The organism is Micromonospora sp. LZ37 (assembly GCF_059359015.1).
Genome location: NZ_JCADBL010000003.1, coordinates 248,030 through 268,479, shown reverse-complemented (window position 1 = coordinate 268,479; position 20,450 = coordinate 248,030). Strand labels below are relative to the sequence as shown.

The window sequence follows — 20,450 nt, the reverse complement described above, 5'->3', positions numbered from 1 at the left end:
GCGTGAGCGCGTGGACGACGACAACCGGGTGATCCGGCGCCGGGTCGGCGACGCGGAGACCCGCCGCGCCAACCGCGGCTGGTGGGACGCCGACGCCGACGACTACCAGGCCCAGCACGGCGCCTTCCTGGGCGACGTGGACTTCCTCTGGTGCCCGGAGGGGCTGCGGGAGGCCGACGCCCGCCTGCTCGGCGACGTCGCCGGCCGCCGGGTGCTGGAGGTGGGCTGCGGCGCCGCGGCCTGCGCCCGCTGGCTGGCCGGCCAGGGCGCCCGGCCGGTCGCCTTCGACCTCTCCGCCGGCATGCTGCGGCACGCCGCGCACGCCGGCGAGACCACCGGGGTACGCGTGCCGCTGGTGCAGGCCGACGCGTTGGCGCTGCCCTTCACCGACGCGGCCTTCGACATCGCCTGCACGGCGTTCGGGGCGATCCCGTTCGTCGACGACTCCGCCGCGCTGATGGCCGAGGTGCACCGGGTGCTGCGCCCGGGCGGCCGCTGGGTCTTCGCGGTGACCCACCCGATGCGCTGGATCTTCCTCGACGACCCCGGGGAGCGCGGGCTCACCGCCGTGCACTCCTACTTCGACCGCTCCCCCTACGTGGAGCAGGACGACAGTGGCGTGGCCACCTACGTCGAGCAGCACCGCACCCTGGGCGACCGGGTGCGCGAGCTGGTCGCGGCGGGGTTCCGGCTGGTGGACCTGGTGGAGCCGGAGTGGCCCGAGGGACACGAGGGCGTCTGGGGGCAGTGGAGCCCGCTGCGCGGGCGGCTCTTCCCCGGCACCGCCATCTTCGTCACCGAGAAACCCGCGGCATGAGCCCGTCGCACTCCTGGTGCGGCCCCTGTCCCGCGCCACGGCGCTAGCCTGCCCCCATGAGCGCCGGGCCCCTCCCGACATCACCTGGCCCCTGGTGTCCGGATCCCATGCGGCAGCAGCATGCCGACCACACGCTGGAGGATCTGCTCGCCCTGCCGGACGACGCCCCCCGCGTCGAACTCGTCGACGGAGCAATCCAGGTGACACCCTCCCCCACCCTGGGCCATCAGGACATTTCCAGCCTGCTGTGGCTCTGGCTGCGGTCCCATGCCCCGGCCCGCCTCCGCACCGCCCAGGCGGTCGGGGTCGGGCTGAGTCACAACACCAGCCGCCAGCCGGATGTGCTGCTGTACCGCGCCGAGGTACCGCCGGACCGGTTCCGGCTCCGGCCCTCCGACGTCGTGCTCGCCGTGGAGATCGTCGCGCCCGGCACCCAGCGGGTCGACCGGTTCGCCAAACCGGCGACCGGGTCGGCCCCGGCGGCGAGCGGCAGTACGAGCTGATGGCCGACAGCGACGAGCTGATCGAGCTGACCGAGCCGTTCGACATCAAGCTGCCGATCACCGAGATCACCCCGTAGCCCCGCTCCGTCGTTTCGCGGCATGGCCGGCGGGTACCCGTCGGGCATGGCCGAGAAGGAGTTCCAGACGGGCGACCACGTCTCCTGGGCCAGCCACGGCGGCCGGGCGTACGGCGTGGTCAAGGACAAGATCACCGAACGGACGCACGTACGGGGGCGCCCCGTCAACGCGTCGCCGGAGGACCCGCAGTACCGGATCCGCAACGACCACTCCGGCCGGGACGCCGCCCACCGACCGGAGGTGCTGCGCCATGAGCCGAGCTGACGACGGGCGGGACACCTACCACGAGTTCACCGAGGCGGTGAACATGAAGCCCGGTGAGCTGTCGAGCTGGCTGAAGACGGACGAGTCCAAGCAGGTGGGCTGGCACAAGGGCGGCCGCTCCGGGGGCGGCGAGTCCGTCGGCCACGAATCCGGCCGGAAGATCATCGACCTGTTGCGGCGCAAGCGCGGCGACCTGTCCGAGGGCGACTACAAGCACATGCGCAAGGTGGTCGGCTACGTCCGCCGGCACATGGCCCAGCGCCCCTCCGGCGACGTGCGCGACACCAAGTGGCGCTGGTCCCTGATGAACTGGGGCCACGACCCCCTCAAGGGCCCACTTCCGCCCCCGGGCGGCCCGTCCCGGAAGGCCCTCGATCGGCACGGCACCCCGCCGAAGGAGCGCCGGGGACCGGGGCGCTGACCCACGCCCCTGCGCCGCACACGAAGAAAGGGCGACGGGACCGCGAGGCACTGCCTCGCGGCCCCGCGGACCCGGCCCGGCCGAGGCCCCGGTCAGTGGTCGGCGCTGTTCCAGTCCCGGCCCTCGCCGACGGAGACCTCCAGCGGCACCGAGAGCGGGTACGCCTCGCCCATCTCCCGCCGCACCAGCGTCTCCAGGGCCTCCCGTTCGCCCGGGGCCACCTCGAAGACCAGTTCGTCGTGCACCTGCAACAGCATCCGGGACCGCAGCCCGGCGTCGCGCAGCGCGCTGTCGACGTGCAGCATGGCGACCTTGATGATGTCGGCCGCGGAGCCCTGGATCGGGGCGTTGAGCGCCATCCGCTCGGCCATGTCGCGGCGCTGCCGGTTGTCGCTGACCAGGTCGGGCAGGTAGCGGCGGCGGCCCAGGATGGTGGAGGTGTAGCCGTCCTGCCGGGCCCGGGCGACCACCTCGTGCAGGTAGTCGCGGACCCCGCCGAACCCGGCGAAGTAGTTCTCCATCAGCCCACGCGCCTCGTCGGCGCTGATCCCGAGCTGCTGGGAGAGGCCGAACGCGCTCAGCCCGTACGCCAGGCCGTAGTTCATCGCCTTGATCTTGCGCCGCTGGTCGGGGGTGACCTCGGCGACCGGCACCTCGAAGACCGAGGAGGCGGTGGCGGCGTGGAAGTCGTGGCCGGAGTTGAACGCCTCGATCAGCGCGTCGTCCGACGAGAGGTGCGCCATGATCCGCATCTCGATCTGGCTGTAGTCGGCGGTGAGCAGGCGCTCGTAGCCCTCCCCCACCACGAAGGCGCGACGGATCCGGCGCCCCTCCTCGGTGCGGATGGGGATGTTCTGGAGGTTGGGCTCGGTGGAGGAGAGTCGCCCGGTGGCCGCCACCGTCTGGTTGAAGGTGGTGTGGATGCGGCCGTCGTCGGAGACGGACTTGAGCAGGCCGTCCACGGTCGACTTGAGCTTTGCGACGTCGCGGTGGCGCAGCAGGTGGGCCAGCACCGGGTGCGGGTTCTGCGCGTGGAGCCACTGGAGGGCGTCGGCGTCGGTGGTGTAGCCGGTCTTGATCTTCTTGGTCTTGGGCAGGCCCAGCTCGGTGAAGAGGATCTCCTGGAGCTGCTTGGGCGAGCCGAGGTTGAACTCCCGCCCGACCGCCTCGTACGCGCCCTGCGCCGCGGCCTTCACCTCGGCGGCGAAGTGCGCCTCCAGCTCCGACAGGTACTCGGTGTCGGCGGCGATGCCGATCCGCTCCATGTCGGCCAGCACCCGCATCAGCGGCAGCTCCACCCCGGCCATCAGCCGGGCGGACTGCTCGCCGTCGCGGGACAGCTCGGCGTCGATCGCGTCGGCCAGGTCGAGGGTGGCCCGGGCCTGGAGCATGAGGTTCTGCTCGGCGGCGCCGTCGTCGCCCAGCCCGTCGAGGGTGAGCTGACCGGTCTCCGGGGCGTCCACCCGCAGCTCGCGGTGCAGGTAGCGCAGCGCCAGGTCGGTCAGGTCGTAGGAGCGCTGGTCGGGGCGGGCCAGGTAGGCGGCGATCTGGGTGTCCCGGGCGATGCCGTCCAGGGACCAGCCGTGGGCGGCGAAGGCCAGCACCGCCGGCTTGCTGTCGTGCAGCACCTTGGGGCGGGTGGCGTCGGCGAGCCAGCCGGCCAGGGCCGACTCGTCGCCCGGCTCCAGCCGGGCCGGGTCGAACCAGGCCGCCGCGCCACCGGCGGTGGCCAGGGCCATCCCGGTCACCGAGGCGGTGTGCCGGCGGTTGGGACCGGTGTCGAGCTTGACCGCCAGGCCCACCGGGGCGCCGGCCGGGGCGTGCGTGGCGAGCCAGCCGGCCAGCGCGCCCGGCTCGGTCAGCACCTCGCCGGTCAGGTCGAACCCGGCCTCGGCCTCCGGCTCCACGGCCTCCAGGTACTGGTAGAGCCGGTCGCGCAGGATCCGGAACTGGAGGGTGTCGAAGACCTGGTGCACGGCCTCCCGGTCCCAGCCCTGCCAGCGGGCCTCCTCCGGACGGATCGGCAGCTCCAGGTCGGAGACCAGGCAGTTGATCTCGTAGTTGCGGATCACGTCGGCGAGCCGCTCGCGCAGGCTGTCGCCGGCCTTGCCCTTGATCTCGTCGGCCCGGGCGATGATCCCGTCCACCCCGCCGTACGTGTTGATCCACTTGGCGGCGGTCTTCGGGCCGACGCCCGGGATGCCCGGGAGGTTGTCGCTGGTCTCGCCGACCAGGGCGGCCAGGTCCCGATATTGCTGGGGGCCGACCCCGTACTTCGCCTCGACCGCCGCCGGGTCCATCCGGGCCAGGTCGGAGACGCCCTTGCGCGGGTAGAGCACGGTGACCCGATCGCCGACGAGCTGGAACGCGTCCCGGTCGCCGGTGGTGATCAGCACCGACATGCCCTGGTCGCGGGCCTGGCAGGCCAGGGTGGCGATGACGTCGTCGGCCTCGTACCCCTCCTTCTCCACCACCGGGATGCGCAGCGCCGCGAGCACCTCCTTGACCAGGCTGACCTGGCCGTGGAAGTCGGTCGGGGTCTCGCTGCGGCCGGCCTTGTACTCCGCGTAGCGCTCGGTGCGGAAGGAGCGGCGGGAGACGTCGAAGGTGACCACGATGTGCGTCGGCTGCTCGTCGCGGAGCACGTTGATCAGCATCGAGGTGAAGCCGTAGACGGCGTTGGTCGGCTGCCCGGTCGTGGTGGAGAAGTTCTCCACCGGCAGGGCGAAGAAGGCCCGGTATGCCAGGGAGTGTCCGTCGACGAGGAGCAGGCGCGGCGTCGTAGCTGTCACCCGAGCGACTCTAGTCGTACCCCCCGACAGCAGCGGCTGCGACATCGCTGTCCACCGGCGGGAGGCCCGGGCCGGCGGCCCGGAGGCTTCCCGGTGCGGCCGGGAGGCCGCACCGGGAGCACCGGTTCAGAGCACCTTGGCCAGGAACGCCTTGGTCCGGTCGTGCCGGGGGTTGGCGATCACCTCGCGGGGCACACCCGACTCGACCACGACGCCGCCGTCCATGAAGACCAGCGAGTCGCCGACCTCACGGGCGAAGCCGATCTCGTGGGTGACCACGATCATGGTCATGCCGTCGCGGGCCAGGTCCTTCATCACGTCGAGCACCTCGCCGACCAGCTCCGGGTCGAGGGCGCTGGTCGGCTCGTCGAAGAGCATCAGCTTCGGCTGCATCGCCAGCGCCCGGGCGATCGCCACCCGCTGCTGCTGACCGCCGGAGAGCTGGCCGGGATAGTTGCCGAGCTTGTCGCCCAGCCCCACCCGCTCCAGCAGCGCGGCGGCCCGGTCCCGGGCGGCGGCCTTCTTCTCCCGGCCCAGCAGCACCGGCGCCTCGGCGACGTTCTGCAGGGCGGTCATGTGCGGGAAGAGGTTGAACCGCTGGAACACCATGCCGATCGCACGGCGCTGGGCGGCGACCTCCTTCTCCCGCAGCTCGTGCAGCTTGCCGCCGCGCTCCCGGTAGCCGATCAGTTCGTCGTCCACCCAGATCCGACCGGCGTTGATCTTCTCAAGGTGGTTGATGCAGCGCAGGAAGGTCGACTTGCCGGAGCCGGAGGGCCCCAGCAGGCAGCACACCTCGCCGGAGCGGACCTCCAGGTCGATGCCCTTGAGCACCTCGATCGAGCCGAACGACTTGTGCACCTGCTCGGCCCGGACCATCACGCCGTCGCCCGTCGTCGCGCCGGCCTGCGCCGGAGTCGTCGCGCCGGTCATACGCCCCCCGCCCCTCCGGCGGCACCGCCGCCACCGACCGCCATGCCCCGCAGTTTGGTCTTCGCCTGGCTGCTGCGATCGAAGCCCTTGGAGAAGTGCCGCTCCAGGTAGTACTGGCCGACCAGCAGCACGCTGGTCAGCAGCAGATACCAGATGGTCGCCGCGACCAACATCGGAAAGACCTGGAACGTCCGGCTACCGACGGCCCTGAGCTGGAAGAACAGCTCGGCGGAGACCGGCACGAAGGCCACCAGCGAGGTGTCCTTGAGCATCGCGATGGTCTCGTTGCCGGTCGGCGGGACGATCACCCGCATGGCCTGCGGCAGCACGATGCGACGCAGGATCTGGGACCGCTTCAGGCCGAGCGCCTGGGCGGCCTCGGTCTGCCCCTCGTCCACCGACTGGATGCCGGCCCGGACGATCTCCGCCATGTACGCGGCCTCGGAGAGACCCAGCGCCAGCATGCCGGCGACGAACCCGCTGAGGATGTCCACCGTGGAGAAGCCGAACAGCCGCGCCTCGAAGTCGTCCACCCCGAACAGGGCGCCGATCTGCCGGTCGAAGGGCAGCCCGAACTCCAGCCGGGACCAGAGGATGCCCAGGTTGCCGAAGAGGATCGCCAGCACCAGCCGGGGCACCGCCCGGAAGAACCAGGTGTACGCCCAGGAGACCCCGCGCAGGATCGGGTTCTCCGACAGCCGCATGATCGCGATGATCACACCGAGCCCGACACCGATCAGCATGGAGGTCACGAGCAGCGCGATGCTGCCGCGCACCCCCTGCATGATCGGTGGCCGGAACATCTCGTCGACCATGAACGACCAGTTGAACGCCTTGTTCGTCACCAGCAGGTGGACGAACATCGCGACCAGCACCCCGATCACGCCAACGGCGACCCAGCGCCCGGGATGCCGCACGGGCACGGCCTGGATGGGTTCCGGCCGTGCCCGTTCGGGTGTATCCGTGTTGACCGACATGCTCAGCTGGCGGGGTTGAGCTGGGCCGTGGTGATCGCGCCGCCCTCGACGCCCCACTTGGCCAGCGCCGACTTGTAGCTGCCGTCGGCGATGACCGCCTGCACGGCCTCCTTCAGCACCTCGGCGAACGCGGCCTGGTCCTTCTTGACCGCGTAGCCGTACGGGGCGGCCTCGTAGATGTCGCCGAGCAGCGCCAGCGCGCCGTTGCTCTGCTTCACCGCGTACGCGCCGACCGGGGAGTCGGCGAGCATGGCGTCGTCCTTGCCGCTGACCACGGCGGCGGTGGCGTCGCTCTGCGCCTGGTACTGGTCGATGGTGATCGCCGGCTTGCCGGCGTCGGTGCACTTCTTCGACCGGGCGGTGATGTCGTCGAGCTGCACGGTGCCGACCTGCACGGCGATCTTCTTGCCGCAGGCGTTCTCGGTGTCGACCTTGGCCGGGTTGCCGGCCTTGGTGGCCCACTGGGTGCCGGCGGAGTAGTAGCTGACCATGTTGACGCTCTTCAGCCGCTCGGCGTTGATGGTGAACGACGAGACGCCGATCTCGTACTTGCCGGAGTCCACGCCGGGCAGGATCGAGTCGAACGGCGCCGCCTCGTACTGGGCCTTGAGGCCGAGCTTCTGCGCCACGGCGTTGAACAGCTCCACGTCGAAGCCGACGATCGTCTTGCCGTCCTGGTCCAGGAACTCATTCGGGGCGTACGTCGAGTCGGTGCCGACCTTGATCACGCCGTCGGCCTTGATCGCGTCGGGCACCTTCGCGGCCAGGGCCGAGTCGGCCGCGGCGGTGACGGAAGGGCCGGCGCCGGGCTGCTGGGTGGCCTCCTTCTCGCCGCAGGCGGCGAGCGAGAGCGCGAGCAGTGCGGCGCCGCTGACGCCGATGACGGCCCGACGGCCACCACTGATGTTGAACATGTCGTTGCGCTCCTTGCGATAAAGGGTGACGGCCGGTCAGGCCACGCCGAGGTACGCCTCTTTGACCGCCGGGTCGTGCAGCAGCTCGGCGCCGGTGCCGCTCTTGACGATCCGGCCGGTCTCCAGCACGTACGCCCGGTGCGCCCGCGCCAGTGCCTGCTGCGCGTTCTGCTCCACCAGCAGGATGGTGGTGCCCTGCTCGTTGATCTCGGTGATGATGCTGAAGATCTGCTGGATCAGCATCGGCGCCAGACCCATCGAGGGCTCGTCGAGCAGCAGCAGCTTCGGCCGGCTCATCAGCGCCCGGCCGACGGCCAGCATCTGCTGCTCACCACCGGAGAGCGTGCCGCCCGGCTGCTTGCGTCGCTCGGCCAGGCGCGGGAAGAGCTCCAGCACCCGGTCGAGGTCCTGCGCGATGCCGGACCGGTCCCGGCGGGTGTACGCGCCCATGTCGAGGTTCTCCAGCACCGACATGCCGGGGAAGATGCCCCGACCCTCCGGCGCCTGGCAGAGCCCACGCCGGACCCGCAGGTCCGCCCGGAGCTTGGTGATGTCCTCACCGTTGAACCGGATGCTGCCGGTGGCGACCGGCCGGATGCCGGAGATCGCCCGCATCGTGGTCGACTTGCCGGCGCCGTTGGCGCCGATCAGGGCGACGATCTCGCCCTCGTCCACCGTCAGGCTGATGCCGTGCAGCGCCTGGATCCGCCCGTACAGCAGGCTCACATCGTCGATCTCAAGCAGCATCGTCCGGCACCCCCAGGTACGCCGCGATCACCTTCGGGTTGTCCCGCACCTCGGCGGGGAGCCCCTCGGCGATCTTCTTTCCGAACTCCAGCACGACGATCCGGTCGGTGACCCCCATGACCAGGCGCATGTCGTGCTCGATCAACAGCACGGTCACGCCGGTGTCCCGGATCTGCCGGATGAGCTGGAGCAGTTCCTCCTTCTCCGCCGGGTTGAAGCCGGCGGCCGGCTCGTCCAGGCAGAGCAGCACCGGGTCGGTGGCCAGCGCGCGGGCGATCTCCAGCCGCCGCTGCTCACCGTAGGAGAGGTTGCGGGCGAACTCGTGCATCCGGTGACGGATGCCGACGAACTCCAGCAGGCGCTCGGCCTTCTCCCGGCCCTCGCGCTCTTCCTTCCAGTGCCGGGGCAGCCGGAGCAGCGCGGCGAGCACGCTGGTCTTGTGGTGCGCGTCGGCACCGACCTGGACGTTCTCCAGCGCGGTCATCTCGGGGAAGAGGCGGATGTTCTGGAACGTCCGCGCCATACCCATCTTGGTGATCTGGTGCCGCTTCTTGCCGCTGATCTTCTCGCCCCGGAACCGGATCTGCCCCTCGGTGGGCTGGTAGATGCCGGTCATGGCGTTGAAGCAGGTGGTCTTGCCCGCGCCGTTCGGCCCGATCAGACCGAGGATCTCACCCTTGTACAGGGTGAAGTCCACCTCGTTCAGCGCCACCACGCCGCCGAAGCGAAGCGTGACGTTGTCGACCTCCAGCAGCGGCTCACGCTGCTGGACCGTCTCCACTGCCGGCGCGCCGGCCTGCGCCGGAACGCCCGGCGTCTGCTCGGTGTCACTCACCGACGGTCACCTCCTTGCGACGATCCTTGAACTCCGCCGCGCGTCGTCGGTTCGGAATCAGCCCCTCCGGCCGGAAGATCATCATGATCACCAGCACCAGGCCGAAGAAGAGGAACCGGTACTCGTACAGCTCCACACCGAACAGCTCGATGCCGCGGAACCGCTCGATCATGTACGCGACCAGGCCGCCGCCGACGATCGCCCCGACGATGTTGCCGGAGCCGCCGAAGATGACCGCGGCCAGGATGATGATCGAGTTGAGCAGCTCGAAGTTCTGCGAGTTGACGAAGTTCTGCTTGCCCGCGAAGAGCGCACCGGCCAGGCCGGCGATCGCCGCGCCCGCCGCGAAGGCCCAGAGCTTGAACTTGAACGTCGGCACGCCCATCAGCTGCGCGGCGTCCTCGTCCTCCCGGATCGAGATCCAGGCCCGCCCGACCCGGCTGTGGGTCAGGTTACGCACCCCGATCACCACCAGGATGATCACCGTGAGCACCAGCCAGTAGTACGGCCGGGCGTCCAGCACGCCGAAGAACGGCTTGCCGTCGGCGTACTGGCCGGGCGGGTGCGGGATCTGGTTGAAGCCCCGCTGGCCCTTGAGGAACTCGGAGCTGACCGCCCCGATCCGGATCATCTCGGCGAAGCCGAGGGTGACCAGTGCCAGGTAGTCGCCGCGCAGGCGCAGCGTCGGCGTACCGAGCATCACACCGGAGACCATGGTCAGCGCGATCGCCACCGGCACCGCCAGCAGCCACGGCCAGAGCGTCTTCAGGTCGCTGGTCGGCGACGTCAGCACCGCCACGGTGTACGCGCCGACGGCGAAGAAGCCGAAGTAGCCGAGGTCGAGCAGGCCGGCGAAGCCGACCACGATGTTCAGACCGACGGCCAGCAGCACGTAGATCGAAACGGTGAACATCACCTGCGTGAAGTTCGCACCGGGGGTCGGAATCGGCCCGAGGTACTGGTAGAACTCCTTGTTCGGCAGCGCGTAGAAGAACACGATCACCGCGGCCAGCAGCGCCCAGCGCACCCAGCGCGGCGCTCCGCGCCACCGTTCCCCGGCCGCCTCGCGGCCGGAGCGCACCCTCTCCAGGACGGTCGTCATGCCCGTGCCCTCCCCAGCGATTCACCCAGCAGACCGGTCGGCCGGAACATCAGCAGCACCACCAGCAGCGCGAACGCCGCGAAGTCCTTCCACTCGCTGCCGAACAGGCCGGAGGCGTAGTTCTCCACCACGCCCAGCAGCAGGCCGCCGAGCAGGGCGCCCCGCAGGTTGCCGATGCCGCCGAGCACCGCCGCGGTGAACGCCTTGAGACCGAGCAGGAAGCCGACGCTGTAGGTGAGGGTCTGGATCCGCACGTCGTAGAGCAGGCCGGCCACACCGGCCATCGCGCCACCGGCGATGAAGACCATCAGGATGATCCGGTCCTTGTTCACGCCCATCAACGCGGCGGTGTTGGCGTCCTGGGCGACGGCCCGGATGCCGCGACCGACCCGACTGCGGTTGATGAACATGTCGAGCGCGAACATCATTCCCAGCGCGGCACCGAGGGTGAGCAACTGGATGGCGTCGATCGGCACCCCGAAGATCTCGAACAGCGGCTTGGGGCTGACGAGCTGCGGCGCACCCTCCGGAAGCCGGCGGGTCCAGATGCCGAAGGCCTCGGAGATGGCGATCGACGCGCCGATCGCCGTGATCAGGAAGGCCAGCGGAGGAGCGTTGCGCTTACGCAGCGGCCGGTACGCCACCCGCTCGATCACCGTCGCGGTGCCCGCCGACGCGATCGCGGCGACGATCATCGCCACCACCAGGTAGAACAGGATCGTGCCGATGCCGGTGACCTGCGAGTTCTGGTCGAGGCCGAATCCGTTCCAGGTCCACAGCGCCGCGAAGGCGCCGGCGATGAAGACCTCGGAGTGGGCGAAGTTGATGAGTCTCAGTACGCCGTAGACCAGCGTGTATCCCAGCGCGACCAGGGCGTAGATCGCGCCCTGCGTCAGGCCGGTCGTCGTGAGTTCTCCGAAATTGGAGAACAGTCCGTCGAAGTTCAAGGAGGGACGCTCCATCGGGTCTGGAGAGAGAAAAAGGGGGCGCGGCCGGGAGCGAGCTCCCGGCCGCACCCGCGATCACAACTCAATCGCTGTAGCAGCGACCGGCGTCAGGACTTCGGGATCTCCTGGTCCGGCACGACCTTACCCCCGGTAACCTTGAACGCCCACACCTTGACCTGCGCCGGGTCGAGCTCGCCGCCCTCGACGAACTTGTAGTTCGCCGCGACGCCCTCGCCGCTGTAGCCCTTCACGAACTCCAGCAGACCCTCGCGGGTGGTCTTGCCGTCCTTGATGCCGGCGAGCAGGATGTTCGCGGCGTCGTAGGCGGTGTCGCTGTAGGTGCCCGGTTCGGTGCCGTTGAGGGCCTTGAACTCCTGGGCGAAGGTGCCGCGGGCCGCGGTGGCCGGCTGGCACGGGCAGGTCAGGATGGTGCCCTCGGCCGCAGCCGCGCCGGCGGAGGTGATGTAGGCACCGTCGTTGACGCCGTCACCGGCGACCAGCGGCGCGGTGACCCCGGCAGCGGTGAGCTGCTTGCGGATCAGGCCGGCCTCCTGGTAGTAGCCGCCGTAGAAGACCGCCTTGACGTTCGCGGCCTTGACCTTGGTGACCACCGCCGAGAACTCGGTCTGCTTGCCCTCGCCCTGGACCTTGTCCGAGCCGACGACCGCCGGGCCGAGCACCTTCTTGACCTCGTCGGCCAGGCCGGCGCCGTAGGCGGACTGGTCGTCGATGACGTAGACCCGATCGGCCTTCATCACGTTCTTGATGTAGGTGCCGGCCGCCGGGCCCTGGCTGAAGTCGTTGCCGACCGCGCGGAAGAAGGTCTTCCACTTCTGCTCGGCGAGGCTGGGCCGGGTCGCGGACGGGGTGATGGTCACCAGGCCGGCCTCGTTGAACAGCGGACCAGCGGCCTCCGACTCACCCGAGTAGGCCGGGCCGACGATGCCGAGGATCTTGGCGTCGTCGATCGCCTTCTGGGCCAGACCCGGCGCCTGGTCGGGGCTGCCCTGCGAGTCGAGCTCGACCAGCTCGACCTTGCAGTCGGCGTTCGCCTTGTTGTACTTGTCGACCGCCAGCTTGGCGCCGTTCTTCTCGTTGATGCCGAGCGCCGCCGAGCTACCGGTCAGCGCGCCGAAGAACGCAATCTTGTTGCCACACTTGTCGCCACCGGCGGCGGTGTCGCCACCGCCGCTGGAGCATGCGGTGCCGCCGGCGACGAGCGCCAGCATGGCCGCTCCACCAATCACGCGCGCGAGCTTCTGCCTCAAGGCCCGAACCCTCCTCCGTCCAATGGTTCGAACCACCCGCTGCCGATCGGCACTTGCGGGGGCGGACGAACCAGACCGTCGTCGCCGGTCTGGGGCCGGACGCTATCCCACCGCAGAGCCCGGATGAAAGCCCCGAGGGAGTGCGTTGACCGAACCGTTACACGGCGTGGCGGATCGGAAGCGATCGCTGTAAGAATCATCGGTCGTGAAGCTTCTTCACCTTTGATTCGTCGGTAACGGGTCAACCGGCGACGACCCGCTACCGATCGATGGTTGACAGCGCCGCCCACCAGGCATGGGACGCCTGACCGTCGTCGGCGACCACCAGCAATCGATCTTCCTGGAAGGCCGCCCCGACCGCCGCGTCCCCGGTGTCCGGTACCGCGCTCGGCATCGTCACCGTCCGCCACGAATCGCCCGAATCCGCGGAGAACCACAGTCCGTGACCCCCACCGGCAGCGGTCACCGCCACCACCGCCCGGCCGGCGGACACCAGCGCGTCCACCGACGAGCCCCCCGGACCGCCCGCGCCGAACCCGCCGGCCCGCCGCCACTGTCGTCCCGCCAGGCGCCACGCCGCGAAGCCGTCGCGCACCGGGCCGACCGCCACCACCGCGCCGCCGACCGTCGTCACCCGCTGCGCCCGACCGCGCCCGTCCGGCGCCGGCAGCTCCGTCCGCCGCCAGCTGAGACCGTCCGCCGAGGCCCAGGCCAGCGGCGCCGGCGCCGCCGCGCCGGCCGGCAGGACCGCCCCCACCACCAGCCACCCCGACGGTACGGCCACCGCGTCGTACCCGACCGTCCGGCCGCGCCCGTCGCCGGCCAGCTCCGGCACGCCCTCGCGCAGGGTGAACCGTTCGCCGTCCGGCGAGGTCCAGACCGCCGCCCCGTCGACCCGGGTCCCGACGAGCAACCACCCGGCCGGACCGGCGGCCAGCCGGGAGACGCTCACCGCCCGAGGCCCGCCGTACAGTTCGAACGGGGCGGGCGCCTCCCGCAGCGTCCCGTCCGACGCCTGCGACCACGTGCCGGTGCGCGGGTTGCCGTGCACCCCGCCGGTGCTCGCCCCGAGCGCCGCCAGCCGCCCGTTCCGGCAGGCCGCCACGGCGAGCACGTGCCGCCGCCCGTAATGGCTCACCGGCGCCAGCGGCAGGGCGGACCAGGAGGTGCCGTCGCCGCTGGTCCAGGCCGCGGGACGGGTCTCCCCCGCCGGGTCGGCCGACCCGCCCACCACATACCACCGGCCGGCGCAGGCCGCCGCGTCGCGCAGCAGCAGCCGGCCGGGCGGACCCGGTGGCGCCGGCAGGGCCAGCGCGTGCCAGTCCGGGTGCAGCGGCGCCGCGCGGCGGGCGTCCGGCTCGGCGCGGCCGATGTCCGGTTCCGCCGGATCGCAGCCGGCGAGCAGCACGGCGAAGCCGCCGAGCACCGCCACCAGCCACCGCGCCGACACGGACAGATGCTATTGACCGCCCGCCGGGGCGGGCACCGTGACACACCCGGGACGCGCCAGGTCGGCGCCGGCCGCGGAAGCGCGGGGCAGGCGGGTCCGACCGGCGCCCGCGGGGCGGGAGGGCGGCGTTTGCCTCCCCGGCCCGGCGCGTCGGCGTCGGGCGTTCGGGTCCGGCGTCAGGAGGCCGGCTGGGCCACCTCGCCGCCGGCGGTCTCGGCGAGGATCCGCTCGGCGACCTCCTTCATGGTCATCCGGTGGTCCATCGCGGTGCGCTGGATCCACTTGAACGCCTGCGGCTCGGTCATCCCGTACGTCGTCATCAGCGCGCCCTTGGCGCGCTCGACGGTCTTGCGGATCTCCAGGCGGTCGGTGAGGCCGGCGACCTCCGCCTCCAGGGCGGCGATCTCGGAGTAGCGGGAGAGCGCGATCTCCACCGCCGGCACCAGGTCGCTCTTCTGGAAGGGCTTGACCAGGTAGGCCATCGCGCCGGCCGCCCGGGCCCGCTCTACCAGGTCGCGCTGGCTGAAGGCAGTCAGGATGATCACCGGGGCGATCCGGGCGCCGGCGATCCGCTCGGCGGCGGCCAGCCCGTCCATGATCGGCATCTTGATGTCGAGGATGACCAGGTCCGGCTTCAACTCCTCGGCGAGCCGGACGGCGGTCTCGCCGTCGCCGGCCTCGCCGACGACCTCGTAGCCCTCCTCGACCAGCATCTCGGCCAGGTCCAGTCGGATGAGCGCCTCGTCCTCGGCGATCAGTACGCGCCTGCGCTCGGCATCCGTCTGCGTGTCGGCCACGAGCCACTCCCACCAGTCTGAGCCCGACACCCGCCGTGCCGGGTGTCGCCGCCTATAGCGTAGTGGGTAACCTGTTGGGGCCGAGAAGCCCAAGGCCCCTGTAGTCCAATGGCAGAGACGATGGATTCAAAATCCATACAGTGTGGGTTCGAATCCCACCGGGGGCACCGATTGTGTCGTACGCGCGTTCGAGAATGCCCGTATGCACCCACCCGAGATACGCGCACGCGCGCGGAAGCTCTATCTCTCAGGCGCATCCGTCGCTGACACCGCCCGCAGTGTCGGGCTCTCCTACCGCACCGTCTGGCACTGGTGCCGGGACCGGCCCCAACCGGTCGTCCTTGGGACGGCTCTGCGTTGCTTCCGCTGCCGGCCCGGCGTCGGCAACCCGACAGATCCCGCCGCCTACAGCTACCTCCTCGGCCTGTACCTGGGTGACGGCCACCTGGTCACCTCGGCACGCGTTCCAGTCTTGCGGATCTCGTGCAGTAGCGCCTGGCCCGACCTGATCAGTGCCTGCGACGCCGCCATGCGATCGGTGCTGGCAGCCAAGGTTCAGCACGTCCGGCAGCGGGGTTGTGTCAACGTGCAGAGCTACGGCAGGCACTGGCCGTGCCTGTTTCCGCAGCACGGCCCGGGCAAGAAGCACGAACGGCCGATCGTCCTCGCCGACTGGCAGCGTCAGATCGTCGAGCGCCACCCGGGCGCCTTCCTGCGGGGCCTCTTCCACTCCGACGGCTGCCGGGTCAGCAACCGGGTCACCGTCCGCGGCCGGGCCTACGTCTACCCGCGCTACCTGTTCACCAACGAGTCCGCCGACATCATGGGCCTCTGCCAGTGGGCCCTCGACCTGCTCGGCATCGCCTGGAAGATGAACCGTCGCAACTCCCTCTCCGTGGCCCGACGGGAGGCGGTCGCGGCCCTCGACCGACACGTCGGCCCGAAGTCGTGAGCGCGAGACAACGACCCGAGGCGACGCCGGTCGCCCGCGACGAGCGCGACAGGCACGGCGAGCGCCGGTCAGATCACCGCGAGCGCCCGCGCCAGGTCCGCCCGCAGGTCCTCCGGGTCCTCCAGGCCGACGGAGATCCGCAGCAGCCCGCCGGACGGCTTCGCCGCCCCCTCCACCGGCCGGTGGGTCAGCGAGGCCGGGTGCTGGATCAGCGTGTCCACCCCGCCGAGCGACACCGCGTGCGTGATCAGCTCGCACGCTCCGGCGACCGTGGCCGCGGCGGTGGCACCGCCGCGCACCTCGAAGGCGAGCAGGCTGCCGGTGCCGGACATCTGGCGGCCGACCAGCCCGGCCGGGTCGTGGACGACCGGGTGGTGCACCCGCTCGACGGCCGGGTGCCCGCAGAGCCAGAGGGCCAGTTTCTCGGCGCCGGCCTGCTGCGCGCGCACCCGCAGCGGCAGCGTCTGCAGCCCCCGGTGCAGCAGGTACGCGCCGAGCGGGTGCAGCACGGCGCCGGTGACGGCGCGGACCTGACGCAGCCGGGCGGCCCAGCCGGTGTCGCAGGCCACGACGCCGGCGAGCACGTCGCCGTGACCGCCGATGCTCTTGGTGGCGCTGTGCAGGACGAGCGCCGCGCCGTGCCGGGCGGGCTGCTGGAGCACCGGGGTGGCGACGGTGTTGTCGACGAGCAGCGGCACGTCGCCGGCGGCGGCGGCGAGCGCGGCGATGTCGACCAGGTCGAGGGTGGGGTTGGCCGGGGTCTCGACGATGACGAGGGCGGTGTCGGGGCGGACCGCGGCGGCCACCTCGTCCGGGCGGGCCCAGCTGACCTCGGTGCCGAGCAGCCCGGTGGCGAGCACGTGGTCGGTGCCGCCATAGAGGGGGCGGACGGCGACCACGTGGCGTTTGCCGTCGCGGACGGCGGCGAGCAGGGCGGCGGTGAGGGCGGCCATGCCGCTGGCGAAGGCGACGGCTTCGGCGGTGCCCTCGAGTTCGGCGAGGGCGGTCTCGAAGCGCGCCACGGTGGGGTTCCAGAGCCGCTGGTAGACGGCGCTGGCGCCGGGCGGGAGCGTGCCGCCGGTCGCGAGCAGCTCGTACGCGTCGCCGCCGTCGCCCACCGAGGGCAGCGGGTTGGTGGTGGAGAGGTCGATCGGCGGCACGTGGACGCCGAGGCCCGCGAGATCGTCGCGGCCGGCGTGCACGGCCCGGGTGTCCACGGTCGTCATGGGCGAAGCGTCGAACATCAGCACGTCATGGGGCAATAGAGGCGCAGAAGATTCTTCAGTTTCGGCTTTTCTCGACGCGATATTCGGGGAAGGATGGCCGGATGCCCCCTGCACCGAACGATGTGCGGCGCTTCGCCGCCCTGGACGACGTCGACCGCGCGATCCTCACCGAGCTGGCCGTGGACGGCCGGCTGCCCAACAACGCCCTCGCCGAGCGGGTCGGGGTGGCACCGTCCACCTGCCTGACCCGGACCCGGGCCCTGCGCGAGTGCGGGGCGATCCGGGGTTTCCACGCGGAGGTGGACCCGGCCGCGGTCGGGCTGCCGTTGCAGGCGCTGGTGTCGGTCCGCCTCACCGCGCACGAGCGGGCGGCGGTGGACGCCTTCCGGGCCCGGTCGGTGCGGCTGCCCGGAGTGGTGTCGGTGTTCCACGTCGCGGGCGCGGAGGACTACGTGCTGCACGTACGGGCCGCGTCCGGCGACGCGCTGCGGGACTTCGTGCTCGACCACCTGGCGGTGGATCCGGCCGTGCAGCACACCCAGACCAGTCTGATCTTCGAGCAGGCACGCGGCGTGGGCTGACCGGTTGACGAAGGCCCCCGGTACGGCGGACCTGCCGAGCGGTCCCTTCCGCCACTCGCGGAACAAATCCGGCACGGGCCGGGTTGGCACAGCCGTGATCGACGTACCCCTGTCTGTTCTTGATCTTGCCCCGGTCGCGGCCGGCGCCGACGCCGGCGAGGCGCTGCGGCACACCACCGAGCTGGCCCGCCGCACCGAGGGGCTGGGTTACCGCCGGTTCTGGGTGGCCGAGCACCACAACATGCCGGCGATCGCGAGCTCCGCGCCCGCGGTGCTGCTGGCCCACCTGGCGGCGCACACGTCGACCATCCGGCTCGGCTCGGGCGGGGTGATGCTGCCCAACCACGCGCCGCTGGTGGTGGCCGAACAGTTCGGCACCCTGGAGGCGCTGCACCCGGGGCGGATCGACCTGGGCATCGGCCGCGCGCCCGGCACCGACCAGGTGACCGCGCTGGCGCTGCGGCGGACCATGGAGGGGCTGTCGGCCGAGGGTTTCCCCCGCGAGCTGGCCGACCTGATGAACTACTTCAGTGGCGACGAACCGGGCCCGATCACGGCCACCCCGGGGCTCGGCCAGGCTCCGGCGGTCTGGCTGCTGGGCTCCAGCGGCTTCAGCGCCCAACTCGCCGGCCTGCTCGGGTTGCCGTTCTCCTTCGCGCACCACTTCAGCGCGCAGCACACGCTGCCCGCGCTGGCGCTGTACCGGCAGCACTTCCGGCCGTCGCGTCGGCTGGAGAAGCCGTACGCCATGGTCGCGGTCAACGCGGTCTGCGCGGAGACCGACGAGCGGGCCGAGTGGCTGGCCGGGCCGAGCGCGCTCTCCTTCCTGAAGCTGCGCTCGGGCCACCCGGAGCCGCTGGTGACCCCCGACGAGGCGGCGGCGTACCCGTACAACGAGTTCGAGCGGGAGTTCGTCCGGCAGCGCCGGGACGGCCAGGCGATGGGCTCGCCGGAGACCGTCCGCCGGCAGCTGACCGAGCTGCTGGCCCGCTCCGGCGCCGACGAGCTGATGCTCACCACGATGGTCTACGACGTGGCCGACCGGATCCGCTCGTTCGAGCTGATCGCCGAGAAGGTGGCCGGTGGCCTGCGGCGGGATGCCTGAAACACGCTCTTCATACCCGCGTCACCCGGCCGTCGCGCAGCCCGCCTAGGTTTATCCCCGGTGGTGGTACGGCACTCCCGGTCGGGACGGGTCGGGGGTGCTGCGGTGTGGTGCACCGGGTCGCCAGCTGTGCGGATTCCGCGGCTGGCGACCCGGTGCCTACCGGCCACGCGACGGCAGCCGCCCGCCCCTTGCCCGGACTGGATCGGTTTGGTCGACTCGTCGGATGGCTGAGCACATGACCCCCGACGAGTTCCGCCGTGCCGGGTACGCGGTGGTGGACTGGATCGCCGACTACTGGACGACCCTCGGGCAGCGCCCGGTGACCTCCCAGGACCCGCCCGGCGCGGTGACGGCGGCGCTGCCCGCGAGGCCGCCCGAGCACGGCGAGCCGGTCGAGGCCGTGCTCGCCGACCTGGACACGCTGATCACACCCGGGCTCACCCACTGGCAGCACCCCGGATTCTTCGGCTACTTCCCGGCGAACACCAGCGGCCCGAGCGTGCTCGGCGACCTGGTCAGCTCCGGCCTCGGCGTGCAGGGCATGCTCTGGGCGACCGGGCCGGCCTGCACCGAGCTGGAGACGGTGATGCTGGACTGGCTCGCCGGCCTGATGGACCTGCCGGAGCGGTTCCGCTCCACCGGCCGCGGCGGCGGGGTGATCCAGGACTCCGCCTCCTCGGCGACGCTGGTCGCCACCCTCGGCGCCCTGCACCGGGCGAGCAAGGGCCGCTGGCGGGAGGCGGGCGTGGACCGCCGCTACCGGGCGTACACCTCCACCCAGGGGCACTCGTCGATCGAGAAGGCGGCCCGGATCGCGGGCCTCGGTGAGGACGGGGTCCGCCCGGTCGAGGTCGACCCGGCGACGCTCGCGATGCGCCCGGAGGCGTTGCGGGCCGCGATCGAGGCCGACCGCGCCGACGGCGACGTGCCCGCCATCGTGGTGGCCACCATCGGGACGACCTCCACCACCGCCGTCGACCCGCTGCCGGAGATCGGTGCGATCTGCGCCGAGTACGGGGTCTGGCTTCACGTGGACGCCGCGTACGCGGGCGCGGCGGCGCTCTGCCCGGAGCTGCGCTGGTCGCACGCCGGGCTGGAGTACGCCGACTCGTACTGCTTCGACCCGCACAAGTGGCTGCTCACCGGCTTCGACTGCGACGCGTTCTGGGTGGCCGACGCCGGCGAGCTGATCGAGGCGCTGACAGTGCTGCCGGAGTACCTGCGCAACGCCGCGACCGAGTCCGGAGCGGTGATCGACTACCGGGACTGGCAGGTGCCGCTGGGCCGACGGTTCCGGGCGCTGAAGCTCTGGTTCGTGCTGCGCTGGTACGGCGCCGAGGGCCTGCGGGCGCACATCCGCACCGGGGTGGCCCTCGCCGACGGGTTCGCCGCCCGGGTGGCCGAGGACGACCGGTTCGAGCTGGCCGCGACGCACCCGTTCTCCCTGGTCTGCTTCCGGCTGCGGGCGGGCGACGAGATCAACGCCGCGTTGCTGTCCCGGGTGAACGCCACCGGACGGGTGCACCTGACCCACACCCGGGTCGCCGGGCGGTACACGCTGCGGCTGGCGGTCGGTTCGCCGCTGACCACGGCCGCACACGTCGACGAGGCGTGGGCGCTGCTGTCGACGGCCGCGACCGAACTCCTGGCCGACTGACAACTCCAGCGGGCGCCACCTGACGGATGGCGGTGGGCGGATGGGCGGCGGCAGGGGCAGCCCAGGCGGCGAGGGCGGTTC

General features: G+C 71.5%; 20 protein-coding genes, 1 tRNA gene and 1 pseudogene. 10 read left to right on the top strand and 12 right to left on the bottom strand.

From position 1 onward, the window contains the following. Positions 1–10: 10 nt before the first annotated feature. The 4 genes from AC5L3Z_RS08885 to AC5L3Z_RS08870 all read left to right on the top strand — a co-directional run bounded on the left by AC5L3Z_RS08885 (position 11) and on the right by AC5L3Z_RS08870 (position 2,083). Positions 11–817 carry a class I SAM-dependent methyltransferase gene (locus AC5L3Z_RS08885; protein ID WP_494840972.1) on the top strand — a complete coding sequence of 269 codons (807 nt, stop codon included), beginning with the start codon at positions 11–13 and terminating at the stop codon, positions 815–817. A 107-nt stretch (positions 818–924) separates the two neighbouring features. After that, positions 925–1,320, top strand: a complete 396-nt coding sequence (locus AC5L3Z_RS08880) for a Uma2 family endonuclease (RefSeq protein ID WP_494840970.1) — start codon at positions 925–927, stop codon at positions 1,318–1,320. A 123-nt stretch (positions 1,321–1,443) separates the two neighbouring features. Beyond that, positions 1,444–1,662, top strand: a complete 219-nt coding sequence (locus AC5L3Z_RS08875) for a hypervirulence associated TUDOR domain-containing protein (protein WP_494840969.1) — start codon at positions 1,444–1,446, stop codon at positions 1,660–1,662. Beyond that, entirely contained in the window at positions 1,649–2,083 is a 435-nt protein-coding gene (locus tag AC5L3Z_RS08870; RefSeq protein WP_494840968.1) for a DUF3140 domain-containing protein, read from the top strand. The genes AC5L3Z_RS08875 and AC5L3Z_RS08870 overlap by 14 nt, the downstream gene beginning before the upstream one ends. Positions 2,084–2,175: 92 nt before the next feature. Here the strand turns inward: AC5L3Z_RS08870 and polA are convergent, their stop codons facing one another. The 11 genes from polA to AC5L3Z_RS08815 form a co-directional block, all read right to left on the bottom strand. Next, entirely contained in the window at positions 2,176–4,875 is a 2,700-nt protein-coding gene (polA, locus tag AC5L3Z_RS08865; protein WP_494840966.1) for a DNA polymerase I, read from the bottom strand. A gap of 126 nt (positions 4,876–5,001) precedes the next feature. Continuing rightward, entirely contained in the window at positions 5,002–5,808 is an 807-nt protein-coding gene (locus AC5L3Z_RS08860; protein ID WP_494840964.1) for an amino acid ABC transporter ATP-binding protein, read from the bottom strand. Further along, positions 5,805–6,785: an amino acid ABC transporter permease gene (locus AC5L3Z_RS08855; protein ID WP_494840962.1), complete on the bottom strand. Its 981-nt coding sequence runs from the start codon at positions 6,783–6,785 to the stop codon at positions 5,805–5,807. Before AC5L3Z_RS08855 ends, AC5L3Z_RS08860 begins: the two co-directional genes overlap by 4 nt. A gap of 2 nt (positions 6,786–6,787) precedes the next feature. Next, on the bottom strand, positions 6,788–7,699 hold the full coding sequence (locus AC5L3Z_RS08850) for an ABC transporter substrate-binding protein (RefSeq protein WP_494840960.1): 912 nt from the start codon (positions 7,697–7,699) through the stop codon (positions 6,788–6,790). Positions 7,700–7,735: 36 nt separating this feature from the next. Next, positions 7,736–8,446, bottom strand: coding sequence for an ABC transporter ATP-binding protein (locus AC5L3Z_RS08845; RefSeq protein WP_494840958.1), 711 nt, complete (start codon positions 8,444–8,446; stop codon positions 7,736–7,738). After that, positions 8,436–9,281 (bottom strand): ABC transporter ATP-binding protein, encoded by an 846-nt coding sequence (locus AC5L3Z_RS08840; RefSeq protein ID WP_494840956.1) that lies wholly within the window; start codon positions 9,279–9,281, stop codon positions 8,436–8,438. Before AC5L3Z_RS08840 ends, AC5L3Z_RS08845 begins: the two co-directional genes overlap by 11 nt. Then, positions 9,274–10,383 carry a branched-chain amino acid ABC transporter permease gene (locus tag AC5L3Z_RS08835; protein WP_494840954.1) on the bottom strand — a complete coding sequence of 370 codons (1,110 nt, stop codon included), beginning with the start codon at positions 10,381–10,383 and terminating at the stop codon, positions 9,274–9,276. The genes AC5L3Z_RS08840 and AC5L3Z_RS08835 overlap by 8 nt, the downstream gene beginning before the upstream one ends. Next, entirely contained in the window at positions 10,380–11,330 is a 951-nt protein-coding gene (locus tag AC5L3Z_RS08830) for a branched-chain amino acid ABC transporter permease (protein ID WP_494841279.1), read from the bottom strand. The genes AC5L3Z_RS08835 and AC5L3Z_RS08830 overlap by 4 nt, the downstream gene beginning before the upstream one ends. A gap of 107 nt (positions 11,331–11,437) precedes the next feature. Next, positions 11,438–12,598 carry a branched-chain amino acid ABC transporter substrate-binding protein gene (locus AC5L3Z_RS08825; protein WP_494840952.1) on the bottom strand — a complete coding sequence of 387 codons (1,161 nt, stop codon included), beginning with the start codon at positions 12,596–12,598 and terminating at the stop codon, positions 11,438–11,440. Between the two features lie 259 nt (positions 12,599–12,857). Further along, positions 12,858–14,048 carry a hypothetical protein gene (locus tag AC5L3Z_RS08820; RefSeq protein ID WP_494840951.1) on the bottom strand — a complete coding sequence of 397 codons (1,191 nt, stop codon included), beginning with the start codon at positions 14,046–14,048 and terminating at the stop codon, positions 12,858–12,860. 176 nt (positions 14,049–14,224) lie between these two features. Beyond that, positions 14,225–14,845: an ANTAR domain-containing response regulator gene (locus AC5L3Z_RS08815; RefSeq protein ID WP_494840950.1), complete on the bottom strand. Its 621-nt coding sequence runs from the start codon at positions 14,843–14,845 to the stop codon at positions 14,225–14,227. Between the two features lie 94 nt (positions 14,846–14,939). On the opposite strand from AC5L3Z_RS08815, the gene AC5L3Z_RS08810 reads away from it, so the two are divergent. The 3 genes and pseudogenes from AC5L3Z_RS08810 to AC5L3Z_RS08800 all read left to right on the top strand — a co-directional run bounded on the left by AC5L3Z_RS08810 (position 14,940) and on the right by AC5L3Z_RS08800 (position 15,797). Further along, a tRNA-Leu gene (locus AC5L3Z_RS08810) sits at positions 14,940–15,012 on the top strand. 35 nt (positions 15,013–15,047) lie between these two features. Continuing rightward, a pseudogene (locus tag AC5L3Z_RS08805) lies at positions 15,048–15,152 on the top strand (terminase gpP N-terminus-related DNA-binding protein); the annotation flags it as partial. A 231-nt stretch (positions 15,153–15,383) separates the two neighbouring features. Further along, positions 15,384–15,797, top strand: coding sequence for a hypothetical protein (locus tag AC5L3Z_RS08800; RefSeq protein WP_494841290.1), 414 nt, complete (start codon positions 15,384–15,386; stop codon positions 15,795–15,797). A gap of 68 nt (positions 15,798–15,865) precedes the next feature. On the opposite strand, the gene AC5L3Z_RS08795 is transcribed toward AC5L3Z_RS08800, so the two are convergent. Beyond that, positions 15,866–17,041 carry a trans-sulfuration enzyme family protein gene (locus AC5L3Z_RS08795; RefSeq protein ID WP_494840948.1) on the bottom strand — a complete coding sequence of 392 codons (1,176 nt, stop codon included), beginning with the start codon at positions 17,039–17,041 and terminating at the stop codon, positions 15,866–15,868. A gap of 83 nt (positions 17,042–17,124) precedes the next feature. On the opposite strand from AC5L3Z_RS08795, the gene AC5L3Z_RS08790 reads away from it, so the two are divergent. From AC5L3Z_RS08790 to AC5L3Z_RS08780, 3 genes are all read left to right on the top strand, one after another. Beyond that, entirely contained in the window at positions 17,125–17,604 is a 480-nt protein-coding gene (locus AC5L3Z_RS08790; protein WP_334522650.1) for an Lrp/AsnC family transcriptional regulator, read from the top strand. Positions 17,605–17,698: 94 nt separating this feature from the next. Continuing rightward, positions 17,699–18,709: an LLM class flavin-dependent oxidoreductase gene (locus AC5L3Z_RS08785; RefSeq protein ID WP_494840947.1), complete on the top strand. Its 1,011-nt coding sequence runs from the start codon at positions 17,699–17,701 to the stop codon at positions 18,707–18,709. Positions 18,710–18,935: 226 nt separating this feature from the next. Beyond that, positions 18,936–20,369, top strand: coding sequence for a pyridoxal-dependent decarboxylase (locus AC5L3Z_RS08780; RefSeq protein ID WP_494840945.1), 1,434 nt, complete (start codon positions 18,936–18,938; stop codon positions 20,367–20,369). Positions 20,370–20,450: the final 81 nt, after the last annotated feature.